Source organism: Rhizobium etli CFN 42 (assembly GCF_000092045.1).
GTDB classification, from domain to species: domain Bacteria; phylum Pseudomonadota; class Alphaproteobacteria; order Rhizobiales; family Rhizobiaceae; genus Rhizobium; species Rhizobium etli.
Window position 1 is genome coordinate 224,835 of record NC_007761.1, and the last position, 21,174, is coordinate 246,008.

General features: G+C 62.5%; 17 protein-coding genes. 5 read left to right on the forward strand and 12 right to left on the reverse strand.

What is annotated here, in order from left to right:
• Positions 1 to 12: 12 nt before the first annotated feature.
• A complete protein-coding gene (locus tag RHE_RS01075; RefSeq protein WP_011423605.1) occupies positions 13 to 852 on the reverse strand; it encodes a tetratricopeptide repeat protein in 840 nt (279 codons plus the stop codon).
• 141 nt (positions 853 to 993) lie between these two features.
• Between RHE_RS01075 and RHE_RS01080 the strand changes: the two genes are divergently transcribed.
• The 4 genes from RHE_RS01080 (at position 994) to RHE_RS01100 (ending at position 4,812) form a co-directional block, all read left to right on the forward strand.
• Positions 994 to 2,385, forward strand: coding sequence for a leucyl aminopeptidase (locus tag RHE_RS01080; protein WP_011423606.1), 1,392 nt, complete (start codon positions 994 to 996; stop codon positions 2,383 to 2,385).
• 226 nt (positions 2,386 to 2,611) lie between these two features.
• A protein-coding gene (locus RHE_RS32840; RefSeq protein ID WP_076612137.1) for an IS630-like element ISRel6 family transposase occupies positions 2,612 to 3,560 on the forward strand; the annotation gives its coding sequence in 2 pieces (ribosomal slippage) (positions 2,612 to 2,947 and positions 2,949 to 3,560; 948 coding nt in all).
• A 32-nt stretch (positions 3,561 to 3,592) separates the two neighbouring features.
• Entirely contained in the window at positions 3,593 to 3,943 is a 351-nt protein-coding gene (locus tag RHE_RS01095; RefSeq protein WP_011423607.1) for a MarR family transcriptional regulator, read from the forward strand.
• Between the two features lie 11 nt (positions 3,944 to 3,954).
• Positions 3,955 to 4,812: a C40 family peptidase gene (locus RHE_RS01100; RefSeq protein WP_011423608.1), complete on the forward strand. Its 858-nt coding sequence runs from the start codon at positions 3,955 to 3,957 to the stop codon at positions 4,810 to 4,812.
• Here RHE_RS01100 and RHE_RS01105 read toward each other — a convergent pair.
• From RHE_RS01105 to RHE_RS01155, 11 genes are all read right to left on the reverse strand, one after another.
• Complete coding sequence (locus tag RHE_RS01105; RefSeq protein ID WP_011423609.1) at positions 4,809 to 6,200, reverse strand: amidase; 1,392 nt, start codon at positions 6,198 to 6,200, stop codon at positions 4,809 to 4,811. The two genes, RHE_RS01100 and RHE_RS01105, sit on opposite strands and share 4 nt — an antisense overlap.
• Complete coding sequence (locus tag RHE_RS01110; protein WP_011423610.1) at positions 6,200 to 7,063, reverse strand: ABC transporter permease; 864 nt, start codon at positions 7,061 to 7,063, stop codon at positions 6,200 to 6,202. The genes RHE_RS01105 and RHE_RS01110 overlap by 1 nt, the downstream gene beginning before the upstream one ends.
• Positions 7,064 to 7,066: 3 nt before the next feature.
• Entirely contained in the window at positions 7,067 to 8,014 is a 948-nt protein-coding gene (locus tag RHE_RS01115; RefSeq protein WP_011423611.1) for an ABC transporter permease, read from the reverse strand.
• Between the two features lie 264 nt (positions 8,015 to 8,278).
• On the reverse strand, positions 8,279 to 9,808 hold the full coding sequence (locus RHE_RS01120; RefSeq protein WP_011423612.1) for an ABC transporter substrate-binding protein: 1,530 nt from the start codon (positions 9,806 to 9,808) through the stop codon (positions 8,279 to 8,281).
• A 110-nt stretch (positions 9,809 to 9,918) separates the two neighbouring features.
• A complete protein-coding gene (locus tag RHE_RS01125) occupies positions 9,919 to 10,914 on the reverse strand; it encodes a P1 family peptidase (RefSeq protein WP_041678801.1) in 996 nt (331 codons plus the stop codon).
• A gap of 127 nt (positions 10,915 to 11,041) precedes the next feature.
• Positions 11,042 to 11,236 (reverse strand): hypothetical protein, encoded by a 195-nt coding sequence (locus RHE_RS01130; protein ID WP_003544544.1) that lies wholly within the window; start codon positions 11,234 to 11,236, stop codon positions 11,042 to 11,044.
• 520 nt (positions 11,237 to 11,756) lie between these two features.
• Entirely contained in the window at positions 11,757 to 14,684 is a 2,928-nt protein-coding gene (locus tag RHE_RS01135) for an aminotransferase (RefSeq protein ID WP_011423614.1), read from the reverse strand.
• A gap of 118 nt (positions 14,685 to 14,802) precedes the next feature.
• Positions 14,803 to 15,687, reverse strand: a complete 885-nt coding sequence (gene purU / locus RHE_RS01140; RefSeq protein ID WP_011423615.1) for a formyltetrahydrofolate deformylase — start codon at positions 15,685 to 15,687, stop codon at positions 14,803 to 14,805.
• 308 nt (positions 15,688 to 15,995) lie between these two features.
• Positions 15,996 to 17,012 carry an acyltransferase family protein gene (locus RHE_RS01145; protein ID WP_011423616.1) on the reverse strand — a complete coding sequence of 339 codons (1,017 nt, stop codon included), beginning with the start codon at positions 17,010 to 17,012 and terminating at the stop codon, positions 15,996 to 15,998.
• 53 nt (positions 17,013 to 17,065) lie between these two features.
• Positions 17,066 to 18,346 (reverse strand): hypothetical protein, encoded by a 1,281-nt coding sequence (locus tag RHE_RS01150; RefSeq protein ID WP_041678517.1) that lies wholly within the window; start codon positions 18,344 to 18,346, stop codon positions 17,066 to 17,068.
• 2 nt (positions 18,347 to 18,348) lie between these two features.
• Positions 18,349 to 19,398 carry a glycoside hydrolase family 5 protein gene (locus RHE_RS01155; RefSeq protein ID WP_011423618.1) on the reverse strand — a complete coding sequence of 350 codons (1,050 nt, stop codon included), beginning with the start codon at positions 19,396 to 19,398 and terminating at the stop codon, positions 18,349 to 18,351.
• A 135-nt stretch (positions 19,399 to 19,533) separates the two neighbouring features.
• Here RHE_RS01155 and RHE_RS01160 point away from each other — a divergent pair, with 135 nt between their 5' ends.
• Positions 19,534 to 21,141 carry a GNVR domain-containing protein gene (locus tag RHE_RS01160; RefSeq protein WP_011423619.1) on the forward strand — a complete coding sequence of 536 codons (1,608 nt, stop codon included), beginning with the start codon at positions 19,534 to 19,536 and terminating at the stop codon, positions 21,139 to 21,141.
• The last annotated feature ends 33 nt before the right edge of the window (positions 21,142 to 21,174 follow it).

Genomic DNA, 21,174 nt, shown 5'->3' on the forward strand with positions numbered 1-21,174 from the left:
AAAATGACGAGGTCAGTTGGTGTTGCTGCCATCGGCTGTGCCCGGCATTTTGTCCTTGGCAGCGAGCTTCTGCCAGGAATTCTGCTGCGAGAGCATGCCCCGGAGATAGGCGACGTTGGCATCGGCCTGCTGCGGCGAAAGCTCCCGCCGCGCGATCTGTTCCGCTTCCGCAAATCGCCCTTGCAGGCCGACGACGAGGGCAAGATTCTGCCGGACGCGGCTGTCGGCGGTCGGCTGGCCGGCGGCGGAGTGCAGATAGGTTTCGGCCGTGCGCAGATCGCCGGTCAGCACGTAGGACATGCCGAGGTTGGAAAGGATGGAAGGTTCATTCGGCTGAATGTCGAGCGCGTCGCGGTAGCGCTGCCGGGCCTCGCTCGCCCGGCCCATCTGGTCGAGGATTGCGCCTTCGGCCGAGATCAGCCTCCAGTCGGGGCGATCCGGTGTCTGGGCGCGGCCGATCGTGTCGAGCGCCTGCTGGAACTGCCCGGCCGCCGCCTGCGCCTTGCCATAGGCGGCCAGCACATTGCGGTCGCCCGGATTGGCGATCGCCACCTGCTGCATGACGGCGAGCGCCTGCGTGTCGCGGCCGCTCATGCGCAGCAGGTTGGCGTAGTTGACGCCGTTGACGGGATCGCGCGGGTTCCTTTCATAGGCCTGCCCGATCCGGTCCGTCGCCGAGCGCAACTCGGTCGCATCCATCTCTTCGACCGGCTTGGTAAGCTTCGGCACCGAGCCGGTCGTCATCCGGTCCTTGGCCGTCGTCGAGCAGCCGGCAAGCGCGAGGATGATCAGCGATGCTGCTGCGCCCTGCAGGATACGGGTGGGGGATATGATGATGCGCGAGGCAGGCATGTTGCGTTCCTGATTCCGAAATCGGCGCCTGACCTCGAAGCGGAACAGGGAAAGGTTTGACGCAATCTTCGCTCCAGCAATAGTCTGTTAACCCTAACAGACCGTTAAGGAACGATTCCTGACGACCGCCGAAGGACAATCATGGCCCCCTATCAGTTCATCGAAAGACCGACTCCTTTCAACACGAAGGGCGGCTCGACGCTGCCGATCTTTGCCGTCACGCCTGCCCATATCGAGACCGGCACGATCGATCCGATTGCGCTCGATTGGGCCCGCAAGTCGGGCTACAAGGCCGAAAGCGGCTCGCTCTTGCTGATCCCCACGGCCGAGGGTCATCTCGGCGGCGCGCTTTTCGGCCTCGGCACCAACCCGTCGGAACAGCCCTACATCACCGGCCGGCTGGCCCGTGCGCTGCCCGCCGGCGACTGGCACATCGAGACCGCGCCGCTAACCGCAAACCGCCTCGCCCTCGGCTTCGGGCTCGGCAGCTACCGTTTCGATCGATACAAATCGGAAAAATCGCCGGCAGCGACCTTGATGATCCCCCGCGATGCCGACGGCGCCGACATCAAACGCCAGCTCGCTGGCGTCTTTCTTGCCCGCGACCTCATCAATACGCCGACGAACGATATGGGGCCGGACCAGCTCGAGGCCGCTTTCCGCGCCCTGGCCGGACATTACAAGGCGGAATTTTCGGTCATCACGGGCGACGAACTGCTCAAGCAGAATTTCCCGCTGGTCCATACCGTCGGCCGCGCCAGCGCCGATGCGCCGCGCCTTCTCGAACTGCGCTGGGGCAAGAAGGGTCATCGCAAGGTGACGCTCGTCGGCAAGGGTGTCTGCTTCGATACCGGCGGTCTCGATATCAAGCCTGCCGCCTCGATGCTGCTGATGAAGAAGGACATGGGCGGCGCGGCGAATGTCATGGGGCTGGCCCTGATGATCATGGACGCCAAACTGAAGGTCGATCTGCGCGTCATCGTCCCGGTCGTCGAAAACGCCATCTCCTCCAATGCCTTCCGCCCCGGCGACATCTACCGCAGCCGAAAGGGCCTGACCGTCCAGATCGACAATACCGATGCCGAAGGCCGTTTGATCCTGGCCGATGCGCTTGCCTATGCGGACGAGGAAGAGCCCGACCTTTTGATCGACATGGCGACGCTGACAGGGGCTGCTCGCGTTGCCCTCGGTCCGGATCTTCCGCCCTTCTTCACCGATGATGCCAATCTGGCCCACGAGCTGACCGAAGCAAGCCTGGAGACGGACGATCCGATCTGGCGCCTGCCGCTCTATGCCGGCTACGAAAAGGATATCCGCGCCAAATTCGCCGACCTGACCAATGCCCCGGCCGGCGGCATGGCTGGGTCGATCACCGCCGCCCTTTTCCTCAAGCGCTTCGTCAGCAAGACCAAGAGCTGGGCGCATTTCGACATTTACGGCTGGGCTCCGTCCGAACGGCCGCATTCGCCGGGCGGCGGCGAAGCACAGGCGATCCGCGCGCTCTTTCATCATATCCGCGGAAGCCTGCGCTGACGGATGCAAAAGAGGTCGCGACGCCGCCTCACGCGGCGCCTCGCGGCCAATCGTTAAAATTTTATTCACCCTGCCGGGCGGCTGTTCTCGCCACCACTTGCATGTCCACGACAACTGCCGGAAAATGAAACGCTAGAGCGGATCATTTCTTATCGGAATCGGTGCGGGATTCCCAAATCAGCAGATTTGTGATTCATGATGGATGCTGGAATGGAGGCCAGCATCCATGACGCGACCCTATTCGAATGATCTTCGCGAGCGAGTCATTGCAGCGGTTGTGGACGGTCAGAGCTGCCGGGTGGTGGCGGAGCGGTTCAACATAGCTATCTCATCCGTGGTGAAGTGGTCGCAGCGTTATCGGGCCACCGGTAGTGTGTCGCCCGGTAAGATGGGCGGCCATCGCCGACGTGTGCTGGAGCCGCACCGCGCCTTCATTGTCGAGCAGATCGAGCAGACATCACATCTGACGCTACATCGGCTGAAGGATGAGTTAGCCGCCCGCGGTGTGAGCGTCTCCCACAATGCCATCTGGCAATTCATGCGCCGCGAGGGCTTGAGCTTTAAAAAAAACGCTGTTCGCCCTTGAGCAGGGCCGCGCCGACATTGCCCGCCGCAGAGCTCGCTGGAAAGCCTGGCAAGACCGCTTCGATCCGAAGCGGCTCGTCTTTATTGACGAGACCTGGATCCGCACCAACATGGCGCCGTTACGCGGCTGGGGGCCGAGGGGCAAAAGATTACGCGGCTTTGCCCCGCATGGCCGCTGGCGCACCCTCACCTTCCTCGGCGCCCTACGCTGCGACAAGCTCACTGCACCCTGCGTCTTCGACGGTCCCATCAATGGCGAATGCTTTCACGCCTATGTCCGCCAGCAGTTGATCCCGACCCTCAAACCTGGCGACATCGTCATCCTCGATAATCTCGGCTCTCACAAAGCCAAGGCCATCCGCGATGCCATCAGGGCCGTCGGCGCCAGGCTCTGGTTCCTGCCGAAATATTCCCCCGACCTTAACCCGATCGAGCAGGCCTTCGCCAAGATCAAGCACTGGATGCGCCAGGCCCAAAAGCGAACCATCGAGGAAACCTGGCGCTATCTGGGCATACTCGCCGACACTATCAAGCCAGAGGAATGCGCCAACTACTTCTCAAATGCTGGCTACGCTTCCGTCAAAACATGAAAGGCTCTAGCGTAACGATTTCCGGAGGGGCCGTGCCGATCGAACTGACCGCCTCGCAGGCGCTGGGGCTTTGGCATGGCGTGGCGCTCGATCAGGTTCGTCATGACGACCGCGATTTGACATTGCGCCAGATGGCGATCCTGCTGCATATTTATCTCGTGCCGCCGCCCCACACGGTGCGCGGGCTTGCCGCCACGCTCAACGTCACCAAGCCTGTCATTACCCGCGCCTTGGATACGATGGGTGAGATGGGCCTGGTTGATCGCGTGCGCGACGATGCCGACCGCCGAAATGTGATCATCAAACGTACCGTCGGCGGTGCGCTTTATCTGGAAAAGCTCGGCGATCTCGTGCGGGATCAGGGCCGCCGGCTGCCGATCTGAAAGGAACATAAATGACGATGCTCGACCGCCGCCTGCATGCCTATCGGCCGGATCTCGCGGAAGCGGGGCTCGAGGGCAAGGTTGAGGCGTCGCGATTCGTGGAAGGCGCCGCAGCGCGTGTTGCCCTTCCCGTCGCCGCCTTGCGCCCTGAGCCGGACCTTGCCCGCGGCATCGATACGGAACTGCTCCTCGGCGAGGATGTAACCGTTTTCGATCGTGCCGACGGCTGGTGCTGGGTGAAAGCTGCCTCCGACGGCTATGTCGGCTATCTCAAGGCGGAGGCGCTCTCGCAAGCCGGGCCGGCGCCGACCCACATCGTCACCGTCCAGCGCACCTTCCTCTATCCGGAGCCGGAACTGCGCAAACCGCATCGGGCCATCCTGTCGATGGGAAGCCGCGTTCACGTCGCCGGCGAGGCGGAGGTGCGCGGCAATCACTACGTCGTGCTGACGGACGGCACGGCGATCTTCGCCAGACACGTGCAGCCGATCGGCGCTCTCGACGGTGCCGATTATGTCGGCATCGCCGCCCGTTTCCTCGAGACACCCTATCTCTGGGGCGGCCGATCCGGCCTTGGCATCGATTGCTCCGGCCTCATTCAGCTGGCGATGCTGATGGTCGGCAGACCGGCGCCGCGTGATACCGACATGCAGGCGGCCGGACTCGGGGAACCGATCGACCGCTCCGAAATCCGCCGCGGCGACCTGGTGTTCTGGAAGGGCCATGTCGCCATCTTCGAAGATCCCCAAACCATCCTCCACGCCAACGGCCACAGCATGACAGTGGCGCGCGAGAATTTCGACGCGGCCGTCGAGCGCATCGGGTCGCTGTACCAACGGCCGACCGGCTATCGCCGCCCGTTTAGCTAAACGATCGGCCGCTGCGGCCAGACGCTCACGCCGCCGGTCCAATCCTCGAAAGCTTTCGACAATCTCAGAACCCGCATGTCGTCGAAGCGCGGTCCGACGATCTGCAGCCCAATCGGCATGCCCGACCGGGAGAAGCCGCAATTGATCGAGGCGGCCGGCTGCTCCGACATGTTCCAAGGTACGGTAAAAGCGATATGTTCGAACGGCCTCGTCGGGTCGTTGGTCGGCGACGCCCATTCGGCCGGATAGGAGATGATGGGATTGGTCGGCGAAAGCAGGGCGTCGACCCTGGTGAACAGCCGTCCGCAGCTCCTGCGCATTTCGATCGTCTGATTGAAGCCTCGGACTGCATCGACGCCGCTGATATCGGCGCCGGCCTTCGCCCAATCCCTGATATAGGGCAGGATGCTGTCGCGCCGCTCTTCGTTGAGCCCTGCGATATCGCTCCACAGGCGGGCGCGCCAGAACGTGTCGAGCCCGTCAAGCATCGCGCGCGTCAGCACCGGTTGAACGGAGACGATGGTCGCGCCGGCTTTCTCGAAACGTTTCGCCGCCGATTCGACCGCGACCCTGATCTCATCATCGACAGCAAACCCGCAGCCGGCATCGAGCATCAGACCGATCTTCATGCCGGAGATGTCGACAACGAAATCCATCCAGTCGAAATCGTTGGGCGGCAGGCTGGTGCCGTCGCGCCAGTCGGGCCGTGACAGCGTCGCCATCGAAAAAGCGGCATCCTCGACGGTACGCGTCATCGGGCCGAGACAGCGCCCGACATAATAGGGATCGGCCGGAATGCGCCCGTGGCTCGGCTTGAAGCCGAAGATGCCGGTCCAGCCGGCAGGAAGCCGTACCGAACCGCCAATATCCGTGCCGATGTGCAGCGGCCCGTAACCGGCCGCCGCCGCGGCTGCGGCGCCGGCGCTCGATCCGCCGGGATTCTGCGCGATGTTCCAGGGATTGCGGCTGAGAGGATGAAAGCTCGACAGGCCGGAGGAAAGCATGCCGTAATCGGGACAGGTGGTCTTGGCGAAGATCACCGCGCCGTCCTCGCGCAGCCGCGCGGCAGCCGGCGCGTCGGCCTCCGCCGGCTTCAGTTCCACCGCCCTGGTGCCGAGCGGCACCGGCTGGCCCTCCGTCGCGATCAGTTCTTTCAGCGTTGCCGGGATGCCGTCGAGCGTGCCGAGCGTTCGTCCCTTCGCCCAGCGCTCCGTCGAAGCTTTCGCCTGCACGCGCGCCGCCTCCGGGTCGTAGAGGTAGAGTGCGGAAATCGACGGCTCCCAGGCGGCGACATGGTCTTCGAGGGAGAGCCAGTATTCGAGCGGCGAGAGGCTCTTATCGGCGAAGCGTCGCCTGAGTTCACGGATGGTAAGGTCGGTTTCGGCCATCAGCGGCTCGCCTCGCGTGGATCGAGAAGATCGCGCAAGCCGTCGCCGAGCATGTTGAAGCCGAGGACGGTGAGCGCGATGGCAAGGCCGGGCAGGACCGCCAGCCAGGGGGCCAACGCCAGATAGGTTTGCGCATCCGCAAGCATCCGGCCCCATGTCGGCGCCGGCGGCGCCATGCCGAGCCCGAGAAAGCTGAGGCCGGCTTCGGTGAGGATCGCCAGCCCGAGCTGGATCGTCCCATGCACGATGATCTGGCTGATGATGTTCGGCAGCACATGGCGCAGTGAAATGGTCAGGCGCGTATTGCCGATCGCGCGCGCCGCCGTCACATAATCGCGGCTCCAGGCCTGCAGCGAGGTCGCCAGCGTCACCCGTGCAAAGACCGGGATCATGAAGACGGCGATCGCTGTGATCGCGGTGAACCGCCCGGGCCCGAGAAAGGCGCCGAGCACCATCGCCGACAGGATCGGCGGCAAGGCGAAGATGACGTCGCAGATGCGCATCAGCAGCGCTTCGGCTGGACCACGGATCGCCGCTGCGGAGATGCCGGTGATCGAGCCGAGCGTGCCGCCGATCGCAACCGCGGTGATGGCGACCGACAGGGAGTTCCAGCATCCCGCCATCAGCATCGACAGCACGTCGCGGCCGAACTGATCCGTGCCGAGCAGGCCAAAGGCAAGCGGCGGCTGCAGTTTATGGATGATCTGCATCTTCGCCGGCGGTAAAGGGGTCCAGACGAGCGACAGCAGCGCCACCGTCAGCAGCAGGCCAATGATGGCGACTCCCGCGATGAGGTTCATTCGCCGGCTAAGCCTGGCAATTCTCCGGCGGCCGACAATGGGGGAGGATACGATCTGGGCCATGTTTCAGACCGCCTTCCTCATCCTGGGGTCGATCACCAGATAGGAGAGATCGACGATGAAGTTCATGACGATGACGAGGCCGGCGAAGAACAGCACGACATCCTGCATCACGATGGCATCGCGCTGGGAGAGTGCCTGAAGGGCGAGCCTCCCGAGGCCTGGCAGGTTGAAGACGTTTTCCACCAGCACTGCGCCGGCGACCAGAAAGGTGAACTGCAGACCGATCATCGTCAGAATCGGGATCAGCGCATTCGGTACGATATGCCGCCGCAGCACCGCGCCGCTTGACAGCCCCTTGGCCACTGCGGTGCGGGCAAAATCCTCATGCATCGTCTCAAGCACCGCCGAACGTGCGACGCGCGTCAACACCCCCGCCTGCGGCATCGCCAGGGCGATGGCCGGCATGACAAGCGCCTGCAATGCTGACAGAAACCCCTCGTTCCAGCCGGGAAAGCCGCCCGCCGGCATCAGTCCGAGCCGGGTCGAAAACAGGATGATCAAGAGCAGTGCCACCCAGAAGACGGGCACGGCGATGCTGATCTGCGAAAAGAGCGTTGCGATGATGGCGAAGACACCGCCGCGGCGCGAAGCGGCCAGCACGCCGAGCGGCAGGGCAATCGACACCGACAGCACGATTGCCATCAGCGCCAGCGGCAGCGTCACCGCCAGCCGCTCGACGATCAATCCGGCGACCGGGACGCCGTAGGTCAGGGAATTGCCGAGGTTGCCGGACAGGAGGCCGGCCAGCCATTGCCCGTAGCGCAGGACGAGCGGCTGGTCGAGGCCGAGCTCGTGGCGCAGTGCTGCTAAGGTCTCCGGGCTCGCCGAGGTGCCGAGCATGATCGAGGCTGGATCGCCGGGCAGGAGATCCATGACGGTGAAGATCAGCAGCGAGACGATGACGAGCGTGAGGATGAGACCGGCAAAGCGGCGGGCGAGGAGGGCGATCATGCGTGCCGCGCTTTCGAGGGAATGCGACGACCACCCGACCCACCCTCATTCCTGCGCTTGTCACAGGAATCCAGCCACGGCGCCTCGGCGCCGTGAATGACTGTCACACAAGCAAGAGAGTCTCCTGCGCCCAAGGACTTGGCCGCGCTGGATTCCTGTGACAAGTACAGGAATGAAGGATGGAGAGGGTGGTGCCCGGCATTGAACGGCTCGCTCTCCGGTTTCCCTTCGTTCATCTCCACGTCTCACGCATTCAACAGTGCCTCACTCCTCCCAATAGACCCCCGAGAGCACATTCGACGGAATCGGTTCGTTCTCCCACAACCCCTTCAGCTTTCTGTCCCAGACACCGAGTTTCGGCATGACGAAGAGGTAGAGCGCCGGTACGTCCTCGGCGAGGATCTCTTGTGCTTCGCGGTAAACCGCATTTTGTGCGGCGGGATCGGCGGTCTCCTGAACCTTCTTCATCAGCGCATCGAAGGCCGGATTCCTGTAGTTGAAATAATAGGGATCGCGTGCGTAGATGTCGATGTCGAGCGGTTCGGCATGGGCGACGATCGTCATGTCGAAGTTGCGATCCTTCATGACGTCCTGCACCCATTTCGCCGGAAATTCCGTCGGCTCGATATTCATCGTCACACCGATTTCGGCAAACATCGCCTGCATCACCTGGGCGCTGCGCGGGGCGTAGGCCATCTGCGGTGATTTGATCGTGAAGGTGAAGCCGTTGGGATAGCCAGCCTCGGCCAGCAGCGCCTTCGCCTTTTCGACATCATAGGGCAGCACCCCAGTCATGTCCTTGTAGCCCGGATCGTTCGGCGTGTAGTGGCTGCCGATCGGCGTGCCGAGGCCGGACCATGCTCCGTCGATCACCGTCTGCCGGTCGATCGCCATCATCAACGCCTGGCGGACGCGCTTGTCGTCGAAAGGCTTCTTCGCATTGTTCATGCCGGCGACGACCTTAAGTTCGGTATTGCCGACCTTGGTGATGAGCCTGGTTTCGCCGTCGAAGGAGCTCATCAGCTCGGGCGCGGCAAATTCCGGAAAGGCATCGAGATCGCCGGATTTCAGCGCGGCCGCCTGCGCCTGCGGGTCGGCGATGAAGCGGAAGGTCACCTTGTCGAGCTTGGCAGACGCCTCCTTGTTCCAGTAGTCGCCATTTCTGACGAGTTCGACCCTGTCGCCCTTCATCCAGCTGGCGAACTTGAAGGGACCGGTGCCGATCGGAGTGACCTTATCGTTCTCGGCCGACTTCGGGGCGACCATGATAGATGCTGGCCAGCCGAGCCAGTAGATCAGGCTGCCGGTCGGCGCCGAGAGATGCAGCACCAGCGTTTCGGCATCCGGCGTCTCGATCGAGGCGATCGAGGCGAAGAAGCGCTTTTGCGGATTGACCGAATTCGCGCCGCGGGCGCGGTCGAGCGCAAATTTGGCGGCGGCGGCATCGAACGCTTCGCCGTCATGGAATTTGACGCCGGTCCGCAGCTTGAAGGTATAGGTCAGGCCATCGGCCGAGATTTCCCAGCTTTTCGCCAGCTGCGGCTGGACCTTGCCGGTCTGATCGATCGTCACCAGCCCCTCAAACACATTCTGCCAGGTGACCTGGCCGATCGCGACCGGTGCGGCGATCGTCGGATCGAGGCCTGTTGGTTCGACGCTCATGCCGAGATTGAGGGTGGTCTTGGCCGCTTCCGCCGGTGTCATTGCCGTCATCATGAGACCGGCCGACAGCGCAGCACCGAGGGAAAGCCGGCTGATGAAGCGCGCCGAAGACGCAAACGAAACCTTATTCATCATATCCCCCGGCACATGACTCGGTCCCCACCAGCTCGTCGAATATACATCAGCGCCAGGATCTGCATTCACGTGTCTCCGCCATTCTACCAGGTTGCGACCCTATTCAATCAACGACGTTGGGGATAGCGGTCCTGCCATGCTATTTGCCCGCCTTCGGCCGGAAGGGCGCTCGCCATATAGACGCCGCGCGCGATTGCCCGCGCCATGACGATGGTGGCGAGGTGGCAAAGCTCCATCAGGCTTGCCATGTCGTTTCTTGGATGTTTGGCGGTAGAAGCGGCAAAGACGGTATCGCCGTCGAGCGGCAGATGGGCCGGCAGCAGCGCCCGGGCAAGGCCGTCATGACCGGCAAGTGAAAGTCGATGCGCTTCCGCCTTCGTCAGCTGCGCGTCGGTAACGACAGCGCCGATCGTCGTTGCCGGCGTGCTCATCCCCTTGAGCCGCATCCGGTGATCGGTCGTCGCAGGCATCCCTAGCCCGCCGAATTCGCCGTCTTTTTCGAAGGGTGCCGCCCAGAAATGCGGCCCGTCGCCGATCGTTGCCGAACCGAGCGCATTGACGGCGACGATCGCGGCGATGCGATGGCCGGCGCTGCTGACGGCACTGGCCGAGCCGAGCCCGCCCTTGAAAGTGGCCGTGGTCGCCCCTGTGCCGGCGCCGGCGGTGCCGAGCGCGAATGCGCCCTTCGTCGCGGCCTTCAATGCCGCATAACCCATCTCACGATAGGGGGAGTGGAGGCCCCAATCCTTGTCGCCGCCGTTCAGCAGGTCCATCAGGATCGCTTGCGGCACGATCGGAATCTTGACTGCCCCGACTGCAAAGCCACGGCCGGCTTGGCGCAAGCCGGCCTGCACGCCGCCGGCCGCATCGAGCCCGAAGGCGGAGCCGCCCGAGAGCACGAAGGCATCGACGGCACTGACGGTCATCGACGGGTCGAGCAGGCCGGTGTCGCGTCCGCCCGGCGCGCCGCCGAGCACTGTGCCGGATGCGACCGCCGGCTCGTCGAAGACGATGACCGTAACGCCGGATCCCAGCGCGAGGTCCGTCGCATGGCCGACGGAAACGCCTTCGATGTCGGTGAGCAGATTGAGAAAATCGGACAAGGGCTGATCCCGGTGGCGCTGATCCGGCCGATAGGACTGCAATTGCCCTCAAAAAACAAGACCGGCCCTTTTTGCAGGACCGGTCACATCAGAAAAGCCGAGAGAGGTCGGTAGCGGCCGCATGCCGTCAGGCATGAAGCGGCTTCGGATGACGGCGGGTCATCAGGTCGTGGATGGCCAACCGCACCTCGTCGGGCGAACCGAACCGCTGCTCGTCGAGGTCGTGGACATGGAATTTCACGGCGATGAACTTCAGCCGGTCTTCGTCGGGGATAACGATTCCGACGGGAACGCCTGCATATTCGATAACTTGCTTCTTCATAGATAGAACTCCTGCCGCGCGGGCATGCGCAGCCATGGCGAATTGACTTGTCTGGGACCGTTGAAAGGAGGACGAACGTCACATTCGACAGTTCGGGCGGGAGAGGGCGCCCGGACGGTCATTGCCAAGCACAGATCGCCCAAGGAGAGTGGCGAGAATTTCGATGTCTATCATGTCTCGTTCCTTTCGTTGGCGTTGCGCTCGACGGTCCCGGAAGAGCCCGGGGCCGGTGATGGCTGTCTTCAATATCTACTAACTTAGTAGAGATTACCCAACAGCCTGTCGGAAACATATTCCGAAACGTGTCAAAATATCGACGATCCGAAAAAATTCATTCCATCCTGGCCCGAACTTGCAGAAGGAACATATCAGCTCTTCGTAAAATTCGCATGACAGAATCGAAACTCTTTCGATTGCCGCAGCAGAAATAGGAAGTCTGTCTGATTCCGACAATGGGCCTCGTCGCTAAAAATCGAGGTGCCTCGAAATGATCGATTTGGTTAACGCCCGAAAGCATGGATCACCAGCCTTCCTGGAGCACCTTTTCCAGCATGTCTGCGAAGAAATCGGCGCTTTCGATGCTGAGGCAGAGCGGCGGCTTGATCTTCAGCACATTTTGGTGATCGCCGGTCGGCTGCATGATGATACCGAGCTCGAGAAGTCGGTCGCAGATCGCCGCTGTCTCTTCCGTCGCCGGCTCCAGCGTCGTTCTGTCGCGGACGAATTCCAGGCCGAGATAGAGACCCATGCCGTGGACGGCGCCGGCGATTGGGTGCCGGTCGATCAGCGCGGCAAGCCGCGCCTTTAGATGATCGCCGACCGTACGGGCATTTTCCTGCAGCTTCTCCTCGGCCATGATGTCGAGCACCGTCATGCCGGCGACGCAGCTGACCGGGCTGCCGCCGGTGGAGGAGAAGAAAGGTCCTTCCTTCTCGAGCGACCGCGCAATCTCCCGTCTGGTGATGACGGCGCCGAGCGGATGGCCATTGCCCATGCCCTTCGCGATGGTGATGATATCGGGCACGACCCCCTGCTGTTCGAAGCCCCAGAAATAATGGCCGAGCCTGCCGTAACCGACCTGCACTTCGTCGGCGATGCAGAGCCCGCCGCGGGCGCGCACCTCGGCATAGATCTCCTTCAGATACCCTTCCGGCAACGGAATGCCGCCGGCATTGCCGTAGACCGATTCGCAGATGAAGCCGGCAAGGCCCTGGCCGCCGGCGTCGATCGTCTCGAGCATCGGCTTGACCGTGGCCAGATAGCTTGCCGCTGTGTCGGGTCCGCGAAACGCGCCGCGATAGGTATTCGGCGAAACGGCCGCATGCACCCAATCCGGTCGGGTGGTCAGCGCCAGCGGATTGTCGGCGATCGAGGTGGAGACGGCTTCGCTCGCCGCCGACCAGCCATGATAGGCTTCGAGCAGGCAGAGCATGTTGCGGGCGCCGCTATGGGCTTGCGCCAGCCGAATCGCCAGATCGTTTGCCTCCGAGCCGCTGTTGACCAGGAAGACCGCGTCGAGGCCATCAGGCGCGAGCGCCGCGAGACGTTCGGAAAATTCCGCGATCGCCGCATAGTGGAAGCGTGAATTCGTATTGAGCCGCAGCCATTGGGCGCTGATTGCCGCCGCCAGCCGGGGATGGCCATGGCCGAGGATCGTGACATTGTTGACCATGTCGAGATAGGCGCGGCCCTCGACATCGAACAGATGTTCCCTCCAGCCGCGCTCGATCTGCGGCGGCGCGGCATAGTAGTTCTTCTGGGCGCCGGCGAGATGGGTTCGCCGCCTGACGAGCAGTTCAGTGGTCTCCGGTTGCGGCGCATCCGCTCCCGGACTGAGAAGCGATGAAGGCGAAGGGCAGAGCACCGACCAGGCTGCCGCCTCGCGCGGCATGGCAAAGAGCGGCGGTTCAAGACCTGCAACGCTGCAGAGCTGGAGGCGCAGGCCGCCGAGCGACGACGCTTCACCGAAAACCGAACCGAGCGGATCGCCGGCGGCAAGCATGGCGCCATCCTCGACCAAAGGGTTGAGTCCATCGAGATGCAGGGTCATGCTGTCGTCCGTCAGCGTCAGATGCTGGTCCTTCCAGCCGATGCGGCCGGCAAAGGGCGCCGCGACCGCGCTTCCTGCAGCAAGGCAGATGTCGACATGCAGGGCGAAGGTCGCCTGTGCTCTCGTGTTTCCGAGGGCAGCGCGGGAAAGCCGATATTCACCATAGCGCGTCGCCGCCGTGCCGTTTTCGGTTGCAGCCCGGGCAAGCAGCCGCCAGTCCATATCGGCATTCAGCCAGTTGCCGGCGGAAAAATGCGCGCTCCGCACGCCGAGATCGACATAGGCGATCGTGCTGAGATCGATGTTGGGCAGCAAGGGCAGCCATGCTGATGCTGACGGGGCGGCGACATCTGCGCCGGCCGCCTTGAGGATCGCGGCTTCCATCAGCTCGAACGGAACCGACATTACCGTATTGAAGATCGCCCGCTCGCGGTCGAGATTGCTGCGGACATAGTCGTTATCAGGATCGATCGACATCTGCTGTTCGCTGCTGGCGACGAGGATGACCGCGCGTGCGACGATCAACGGCCAGAGTGCTTTTAGTTCCACGTCGCTCAGCGGATAGATCGCCTGATAGGCGGTGACGGCGGGCAGGATATGAAAGGGATCGCCATTCGCCTGCTGCAGCAGCGAAGCGCAGGTGACGGCAAGGTCGCCGACCAGCCACCCGCGGATGATGTCGCCGAAATCGATCACGCCATCGGGAATCACGCGGCCATGGGCGTCGCGATGGCCGACGACATTGTCGCCGGTGACGTCATGATGGACGGCCTGGAGCCGAAGCGACGGCGCCAGGGGCTGGATGCGGCGAACGGCCATCACCATGGTTTTGGCGATCCGGTCGCGGGCAGCGCTGTCGGTGATGGCGGACAGCAGTTGTACGGCGACAGGGCCCGCGCGTCGCAAATCCCACTGCAGGCTGCGGTCGAGGCCGGGATGGTCGAAATCGGCAAGCGCCTGCGCCAGCCTCGCGCAGAGCGCGCCAAGTGCTGCGACGGACGCCGGCGCCAGATATCTCATCTCCGTCAGTCTCTGGCCTTCCAGATATTCCAGCAGCCGGACCTGATAGCCCCGTCCGCGCACGGTAAGGACGACAATTTCCCGCCCGTCATTCGTGGCGATCACCTTCGGAACGCGTGGCGCATCCTGCCGGCTCCTGAGGTGATGGAGCGCGGCATTCTGCGCTTCGAGCTCGCGGGCCTCGTAGGCGGCATGGCAGATCTTCAGGACGTATCGACCGCGATCGCTGTCGACGCGGTAGTTCCGATCCTGCTGGCTGCCGAGTTCGGAGAGCATGCCGGACAGGCTGTAATGGGCAAGAAGGATTTCTTCCGCGTCAGCAACGGTGACGTCGGGACGCGGCAGCGTCATGCGATCAACAAGCGCCTCGTCGGTCATGACACCCCTCTCGCAGCATGATTCGATTACCCCCCAAGCGGGATAATCAAATACTTGCTGCCGGCAGGCAACGGGAGATTGCGCCTGCCAGCAAAAGAGATGCGCGACCTCGGCCGACTCAGCCCATGCGTTCGGAGGCGTAGCTCCCGGGGCTCGCCGGGAAGACGACGGTGCGGTTGCCGTTGATGAAGGTGCGGTGATGGATATGGGCGTGGATGGCCCGCGCCAGCACCTGGCTTTCGACATCGCGGCCGATCGAGACATAGTCCTCGGGCGACTGCGCATGGGTGATGCGGGCGGTGTCCTGCTCGATGATCGGGCCTTCATCGAGATCGGCTGTGACGTAATGGGCGGTCGCACCGATCAGCTTGACGCCGCGCTGATAGGCCTGCTTGTAGGGATTGGCGCCCTTGAAGGACGGCAGGAAGGAATGGTGGATGTTGATGATCCTGCCCGACATCTGCTTGCAGAGCTGGTCGGAGAGAACCTGCATGTAGCGGGCGAGCACGATCAGCTCGGTGCCGGTCTGCTCGACGAGGTCGACGAGCTGGGCTTCGGCCTGCGGCTTGTTCTCCTTGGTCACCTTGATGTGGTGGAAGGGGATGTCGTGGTTGACGACGACCTTCTGGTAGTCGAAATGGTTGGAGACGACGCCGACGATGTCGATCGGCAGCGCGCCGATCTTCCAGCGGTAGAGCAGGTCGTTGAGGCAATGGCCGAAACGCGACACCATCAGCAGCACCCTCATGCGGCTCTCGCTGTCGTGGAAATCATAGTCCATCTCGAACGGTGCGGCGACGGCAGCAAAATCGGCGCTGATCGCGGAACCGGACAGGCCCTCTTCCGAAATGAAGCTGACGCGCATGAAGAACCTGCCGGTATCGAGGTCGTCGAACTGCGAGCTGTCGATGATGTTGCAGCCCTTGTCGGCCAGATAGCTCGAAATCGCCGCAACGATGCCGCGCGTCGATTTGCAGGATACCGTCAATACATAGCTTTTCATGTCTCTCCCTCTTCCCTCTTGGAGGCCGCAGCCCGTGCTTAGATCAAAGCCCGTGCCGCGAATAGGCCGGCGCACTTTCATTTATGCGACAAATTGCAAGATAAACCATCACGTTCCTGCAAGTTCTCTCATCGCGACATCAGCTTAGGAGAAATTGCTCAAAACGCTGTGTCGCCAGCGCCGCCGGGATGTGTATTCTCGCCTTCAGTGAATGAATTAAAGCATGCCGCTGAAAGCTGATGAGCAATTTGCGACATCGAGAGGCGGGAAACCAAGGATGTGAAGAGCGGACAGCGAATTCGGTGGATCTAGGCCGGCGGACGGCCTGCCACAGCCACCTTCCGGCGCGGCGTCGTGATTTCATGGACAATTGCGCCGCCGATTGACGACAGCACCAGCGACAGGATCACGAAGAGCAGCGGCTGCTGCAGGATGCTGATCGGCAGGCGGTCCGAAGCCACCCTCAGGAACGCGAGCGTGAAGGCGTGGGTGATATAGATGCTGTAGGAGCAGTCGCCGAGATAGTGCAGCCATCCCAGAACCGGCAACCGGGAAAAGTCGATGGAAACTGCCCCGTAGATGATGAAGATCGCCGGAATTCCCCAGGCGTAGAACCGACTCTCCGGCGGCATCAGCGCTTCATTGACGAAGAGGAACACAAAGCCGGTGGCCAGTGCCGCCCATGCCCAGCGGTTCGGCAGAAGCACCTTCTGTCCGTACAGCCAGCCGAGCACGACGCCGGCGAGAAACTCCAGCATGATCGGTTCTCCGTAGAACCGAGTGGCCGTCGTTTCCGGCAGCAGCCGGCAGGCAATCAGGATCACCGCAAAGACGGCAAACATCGCTGGAATCCGGCGGGTTTCCGAGAGCGGCAGCAGCAGCGCAAAGACGAAATAGAAGAACATTTCGTAATTCAGCGTCCAGCCCGGCACAACGACGGGGGTGATCGTGTTTGGATCGGCGGCATTGGTCCATGGCAGAAAGAGCAGCGAGGCGAGGAGATGTGGAAGGTCGAACACTGTCGACTTTAAGAGCGAAGGCGCAATCAGCGCCACGACACCCGAAAACAATGTTGCCAGCCAATAGAGGGGCACGATCCTGCTGATGCGGCGGCGAGCGAAATCGATGGAGCTGATCGCGCGCCCGCTCGTCGTCAGCCACATCACGAAACCGCTCAGGACAAAGAAGATGTCGACGCCGGTTTCGCCATAAAGAAAAGCCGTGGCGTCGGCGGCGGGATTGACCTTGGCAAGCTGCAATATCGCATGGAAATAAACAACCATCAGCGCCGCAACGGCGCGCAGATATTGAAGCTGGACAAGCATCTGATGTCTTGCTCCTCGGGCTCGCGCGGCCGCCGTTTGCCGTGCCGCTGCGGTCAACTCAGTACATCTGCCGCACGACCCTGTCGGATGCGCGGGCTGTCGTGGAAGCGCATATATCCGACGACGAACCACAAGAGGCCGGCAATCTTCATCGAGAAAACGGCGGTCCCCCCGATCATCATATTCAGAAAAATGAAAAGAGAAAGTGAATGGGCGCATCGCCGCTGCGCCGCCGTACGGCCGGCTGGGAAGAGGCAGACGAACAGCCAGAGCGCGACGACGCCGAAGATTGTCGCCGCGTAGATCAGGTAGACATAGCCGCTGTCGGCGAACTCGGCGACCCTGTCGACCGAAAGCCCGAGTACGGCGAGAGGATCGAGCTCCATGATCTTCTTCATCGTCAGGTTGATGCGGCCGGTGAAATTGTCGCCCGTTGCATTGGGTTTCAGGGTATAGACGACGAACCCCGCGGCGACGATCAGCGGCATCAGCGCCAGATTGAAATTCCGCGGGATCTTCGGAAAGACGAAATAGCCGACGATGCAGGCAAAACAGAAGATCAGCATTGTGCGCGTATCGTTCGTCACCAGGATCAGCACCGCCGTGCCGACGAAGAGCAGCCGGTCCCATCGCCCCAGTCTTTCCCACATCGAAATCAGGTAGATCGCAATCACGCCGCAGAAATTGGCAAGCGACACCTGTTCGAGGAAGATCGACGACGAGCGATGGTCGATGATGCCGAAGGAAAAGCGCTCGGGGAAGCCGAGGGCGTTCTGGAACAGGCCTGTCGTGTTGTAGCTCAGCGGCAGCAGCCCGCGCGTATTGGCGAAATAATCGGACGGATGCACGATGCTGACATAGAAGGGCACGCTGATGATCTCGAAGATCAGGAAGATCAGCACCGTAAGGCTTGCCCAGCGGAAGGCCAGCTTCATCGTTCTCTCTTTGCTCCAGCCGCCGAGGCCGGAAAAACAGAAGATGATCAGCACGTTGCGGAAATGATCGACGAACGGCATGCGGTTGAGCACGCTCACATAGATGGTCACGACAAGTGTGAACAGCAGGAACAGGAAGGCCGGCAGATCCGTCTCGTAGATCCCTTTGTGGAGGATGTAGATGATGGCGCTTGCCAGAATCAAGCCTTCGCTGGCGGCGACATGCGTCATCGATAGCGGCGTGATGTTGTGGTTGATGAAGGCGAGAATACCGTTATAGAGCATCGAAAGCAGGCCGAGCCACAGCACCGGATGGTCTATGCGCGACGCCCCCCCGGCCGCATCGAGGCGGTTGCCCGCCACGGTGAAAGTCGCTGCCTTCTGATCGACGGCTGCCACGGTCAGTTCCCCGCGGTCTTGACGGCGGTGCAGGCGCCGGCATCGGCTTTCGCCGAGGCGGCGAGAAGCTGCATCTGCGGTCGCTCGGTTCCCTTGTATGGCTGAACGTTGAAAGCTTCGTCCGCCGGCCACCATTCGCCCGCCGCCCAATAGGACCAGCCGAGCCAGACGTCACTATTCCCGGACATGATGGCGTAGATCTTGGTGAGGCCGCTCATGCAGTCCTTATCGGCGGATCCGCCGAATTCGCCAAGAAAACCGCGTTTATGGTTCCGCTTCAGCCAAGAGGTGACGCCGGCGAGGGCCTCGACCGCGGCGGCGGCGCCTTCGCAGCTAGCATGGGTTCCCGATGAATCGACGTCGAGATATTGATGGACCTCATAGGCATAGAAATCGAGCGGATCGCGCACGCCGAGCATCACCGTGCCGTTGGCACCGCCAATCACATCCTCCTCCCAGCTGTGAGCGCCGCTCCAGGCAGTACCCGGCACGAGGATGAGATTGCGAGCGCCGACGGCGCGGATAGCGCGGATCGCCGCGTTGGCGGCATCGAGCCAGTCCGTCGCCTTGATGTCGTGCGGCTCGTTCATCAGGCCGAAGAGAACGCCGTCCTGATTGGCGAATTCGACCGCGAGTCTCGCCCAGAAGTCGGCGAATGCGGCGTCCGTTGCCGGGGCGGTGCCGACCTGCGCCTCATCGTAATAGCCGAAATTGTGCGGGTCGAGCAGAACGGCCATACCCTGCTTTCGGATCAGGCCGACCGTATCCTTGATCCGCTTGAATTCGTCTTCGTCCAGCCGCCCGCCGAGCGCCGGCTGCAGCCGCTCCCAGCGAAAGGGAAGCCGAATGATCGACATGCCCTTTTCGGCGAAATAGCGGATCGTCTGCTCGCTCGGATAGATGTAGTTCGTGGCGTAGATGGCGCCGCGCTCGCCATATTCGCCGCCGGAAAGATTGACGCCGCGATAACACGGCGCGCCGGCCGCAAAGACCGGCGACGGCATGAGGGCGGCCGCAAGCAGCAGCGCCACCAGATGTCGTGTCGTCCCCATGGCTATCCTCTCAATCACGGCAAAATCGCAACATCGAGTCGCTGCGTCTATCTTAACGGTCCGTTAGCTAAGAATTTCTAAAGTCTCGGCACCTCGGCTTCAGTCTTTCACGCTGGGCGGGACACGAGTGCGCGTATGAGTCAGTATGACAGGAACAGGGTAAGCCGGCTGCCCGGCTGGCGTAGTTACGAGCCGTCGCAGACTGCGTCGGAAGGCGTGCGCCTGCGCAGTCCTGTCGTTCGTCCGGATGATTTCGCCCGTCCCGAACCCGAGCCAACCCCTTCGCCTTTCGCGCCGCCGTCGGCACGGGTTGCAGAAATTCGTCGATCCGAGCCGCCGCCCGCTAGCGCCGAACCGTCTGCGGCCGAAGTGCCGCTGCAGAGCACATCCGCGCCCGGCGCCCCGCTTCTCGACCTCCGCTCCAGCATCGCGGCGATCTGGAGCCGCCGGCTGGTGGTGTTTGTGCTGGCCCTTGTCGGAGCGGTCGGGGGTGGTGTGGTGGCGCCGCTGATCGGCCAGAAATTCACCGCGGCCAGCAGCCTTTATTTCGATCCGCGCCAGATCGGCCTGGCCGAGGCCGGCGCGCAATCTTCAGGTCCGTCGCCGGAAATGATCTCAGCACTGATCGATAGCCAGGTGCAGATTCTGACCTCGGGCAATGTGCTGCGCCGCGTCGTCGAGGCGATGAAGCTCGACCAGGATCCGGAATTCAACGGCGGCAGGACGGATGGCGCCGCCGTGATCGGCGCCCTGCAGAAGGCGCTTGTCATCACCCGCCAGACCGGCACCTATGTCGTTTCGCTCGCCGCGACGACCAACGATCCCGAAAAATCCGCACGGCTTGCCAACCAGGTCGTCACCTCCTTTACCGAGGAGGAAAACAGCGCCTCGAACGGCCTCTACGAAAACACCTCCTCGACCCTTGACGGACGCCTTGCCGACCTGCGCCAGAAGGTGCTGGGGGCGGAGCAGGCGGTCGAAACCTTCCGTGCCGACAACGACATGGCCGCGACCGATGGCAACCTGATCTCCGACCAGCGCCTCGCCTCACTGAACACGCTCTTGGTGACGGCGCAGGAAAAGACCATCCAGGCGAAGGCCCGCGCCGATGCCGTCGCCAATCTGCGCGTCGAAGACATCGTCGCCGGCAATCAGGCGGAGGGCGGCGTCACCTCGCCGCTCGTCAGCCTGCGTCAGCAATATGCCGCCCAGGCCGCCGCCGTCGGCAGCCTCGAAAGCCAGATGGGCACGCGTCATCCGCGCCTGCAGGCGGCGCGCTCCTCGCTGCAGAGCATAGCAGGCGAAATCAAAGGCGAATTGCAACGTCTCGCCACCTCGGCAAAGGGCGAATACGAGCAGGCCAAGGCCGCTGAAGACAGCATTGCCAAGGAGCTTGCCGTTCAGAAGGCGCTGCAGGCAACCGTCTCCGACAAGCAGGTGGAACTGAACGAATTGCAGCGCAAGGCGACGGCGGCGCGCGATATCTACGAGACGGTGCTCAAGCGCTCGAGCCAGACCAACGAGGAGCAGAACCTCAGCCAGAGCAACATCCGCGTCATCTCGCCGGCCGAACCGCCGGTCAAGGCCGATGGCCCGGGAAAGAAGATCCTGATGGTCGCCGGTATCATCGGCGGCTTCCTCGCCGCTTTCTTCCTGGGCGCCGCCTTTGCTATCCTCGCCGGTCTCTTCGGCCACCCCGTTATCAGAGGCTATTTCAGGAAATCGCCCGCCGCGGCGGCTTGATGCGGGCCGTTGGTTTTCCTACATGCGGTAGAA

Excerpts from the sequence above, each read along its gene's own strand:
- RHE_RS01075 (WP_011423605.1), bottom strand. The coding sequence starts at position 852 with ATGCCTGCCTCGCGCATCATCATATCCCCCACCCGTATCCTGCAGGGC.
- RHE_RS01080 (WP_011423606.1), top strand. The coding sequence starts at position 994 with ATGGCCCCCTATCAGTTCATCGAAAGACCGACTCCTTTCAACACGAAG.
- RHE_RS01100 (WP_011423608.1), top strand. The coding sequence starts at position 3,955 with ATGACGATGCTCGACCGCCGCCTGCATGCCTATCGGCCGGATCTCGCG.
- RHE_RS01105 (WP_011423609.1), bottom strand. The coding sequence starts at position 6,200 with ATGGCCGAAACCGACCTTACCATCCGTGAACTCAGGCGACGCTTCGCC.
- RHE_RS01110 (WP_011423610.1), bottom strand. The coding sequence starts at position 7,063 with ATGGCCCAGATCGTATCCTCCCCCATTGTCGGCCGCCGGAGAATTGCC.
- RHE_RS01115 (WP_011423611.1), bottom strand. The coding sequence starts at position 8,014 with ATGATCGCCCTCCTCGCCCGCCGCTTTGCCGGTCTCATCCTCACGCTC.
- RHE_RS01120 (WP_011423612.1), bottom strand. The coding sequence starts at position 9,808 with ATGAATAAGGTTTCGTTTGCGTCTTCGGCGCGCTTCATCAGCCGGCTT.
- RHE_RS01130 (WP_003544544.1), bottom strand. The coding sequence starts at position 11,236 with ATGAAGAAGCAAGTTATCGAATATGCAGGCGTTCCCGTCGGAATCGTT.
- RHE_RS01135 (WP_011423614.1), bottom strand. The coding sequence starts at position 14,684 with ATGACCGACGAGGCGCTTGTTGATCGCATGACGCTGCCGCGTCCCGAC.
- purU (WP_011423615.1), bottom strand. The coding sequence starts at position 15,687 with ATGAAAAGCTATGTATTGACGGTATCCTGCAAATCGACGCGCGGCATC.
- RHE_RS01145 (WP_011423616.1), bottom strand. The coding sequence starts at position 17,012 with ATGCTTGTCCAGCTTCAATATCTGCGCGCCGTTGCGGCGCTGATGGTT.
- RHE_RS01155 (WP_011423618.1), bottom strand. The coding sequence starts at position 19,398 with ATGGGGACGACACGACATCTGGTGGCGCTGCTGCTTGCGGCCGCCCTC.
- RHE_RS01160 (WP_011423619.1), top strand. The coding sequence starts at position 19,534 with ATGAGTCAGTATGACAGGAACAGGGTAAGCCGGCTGCCCGGCTGGCGT.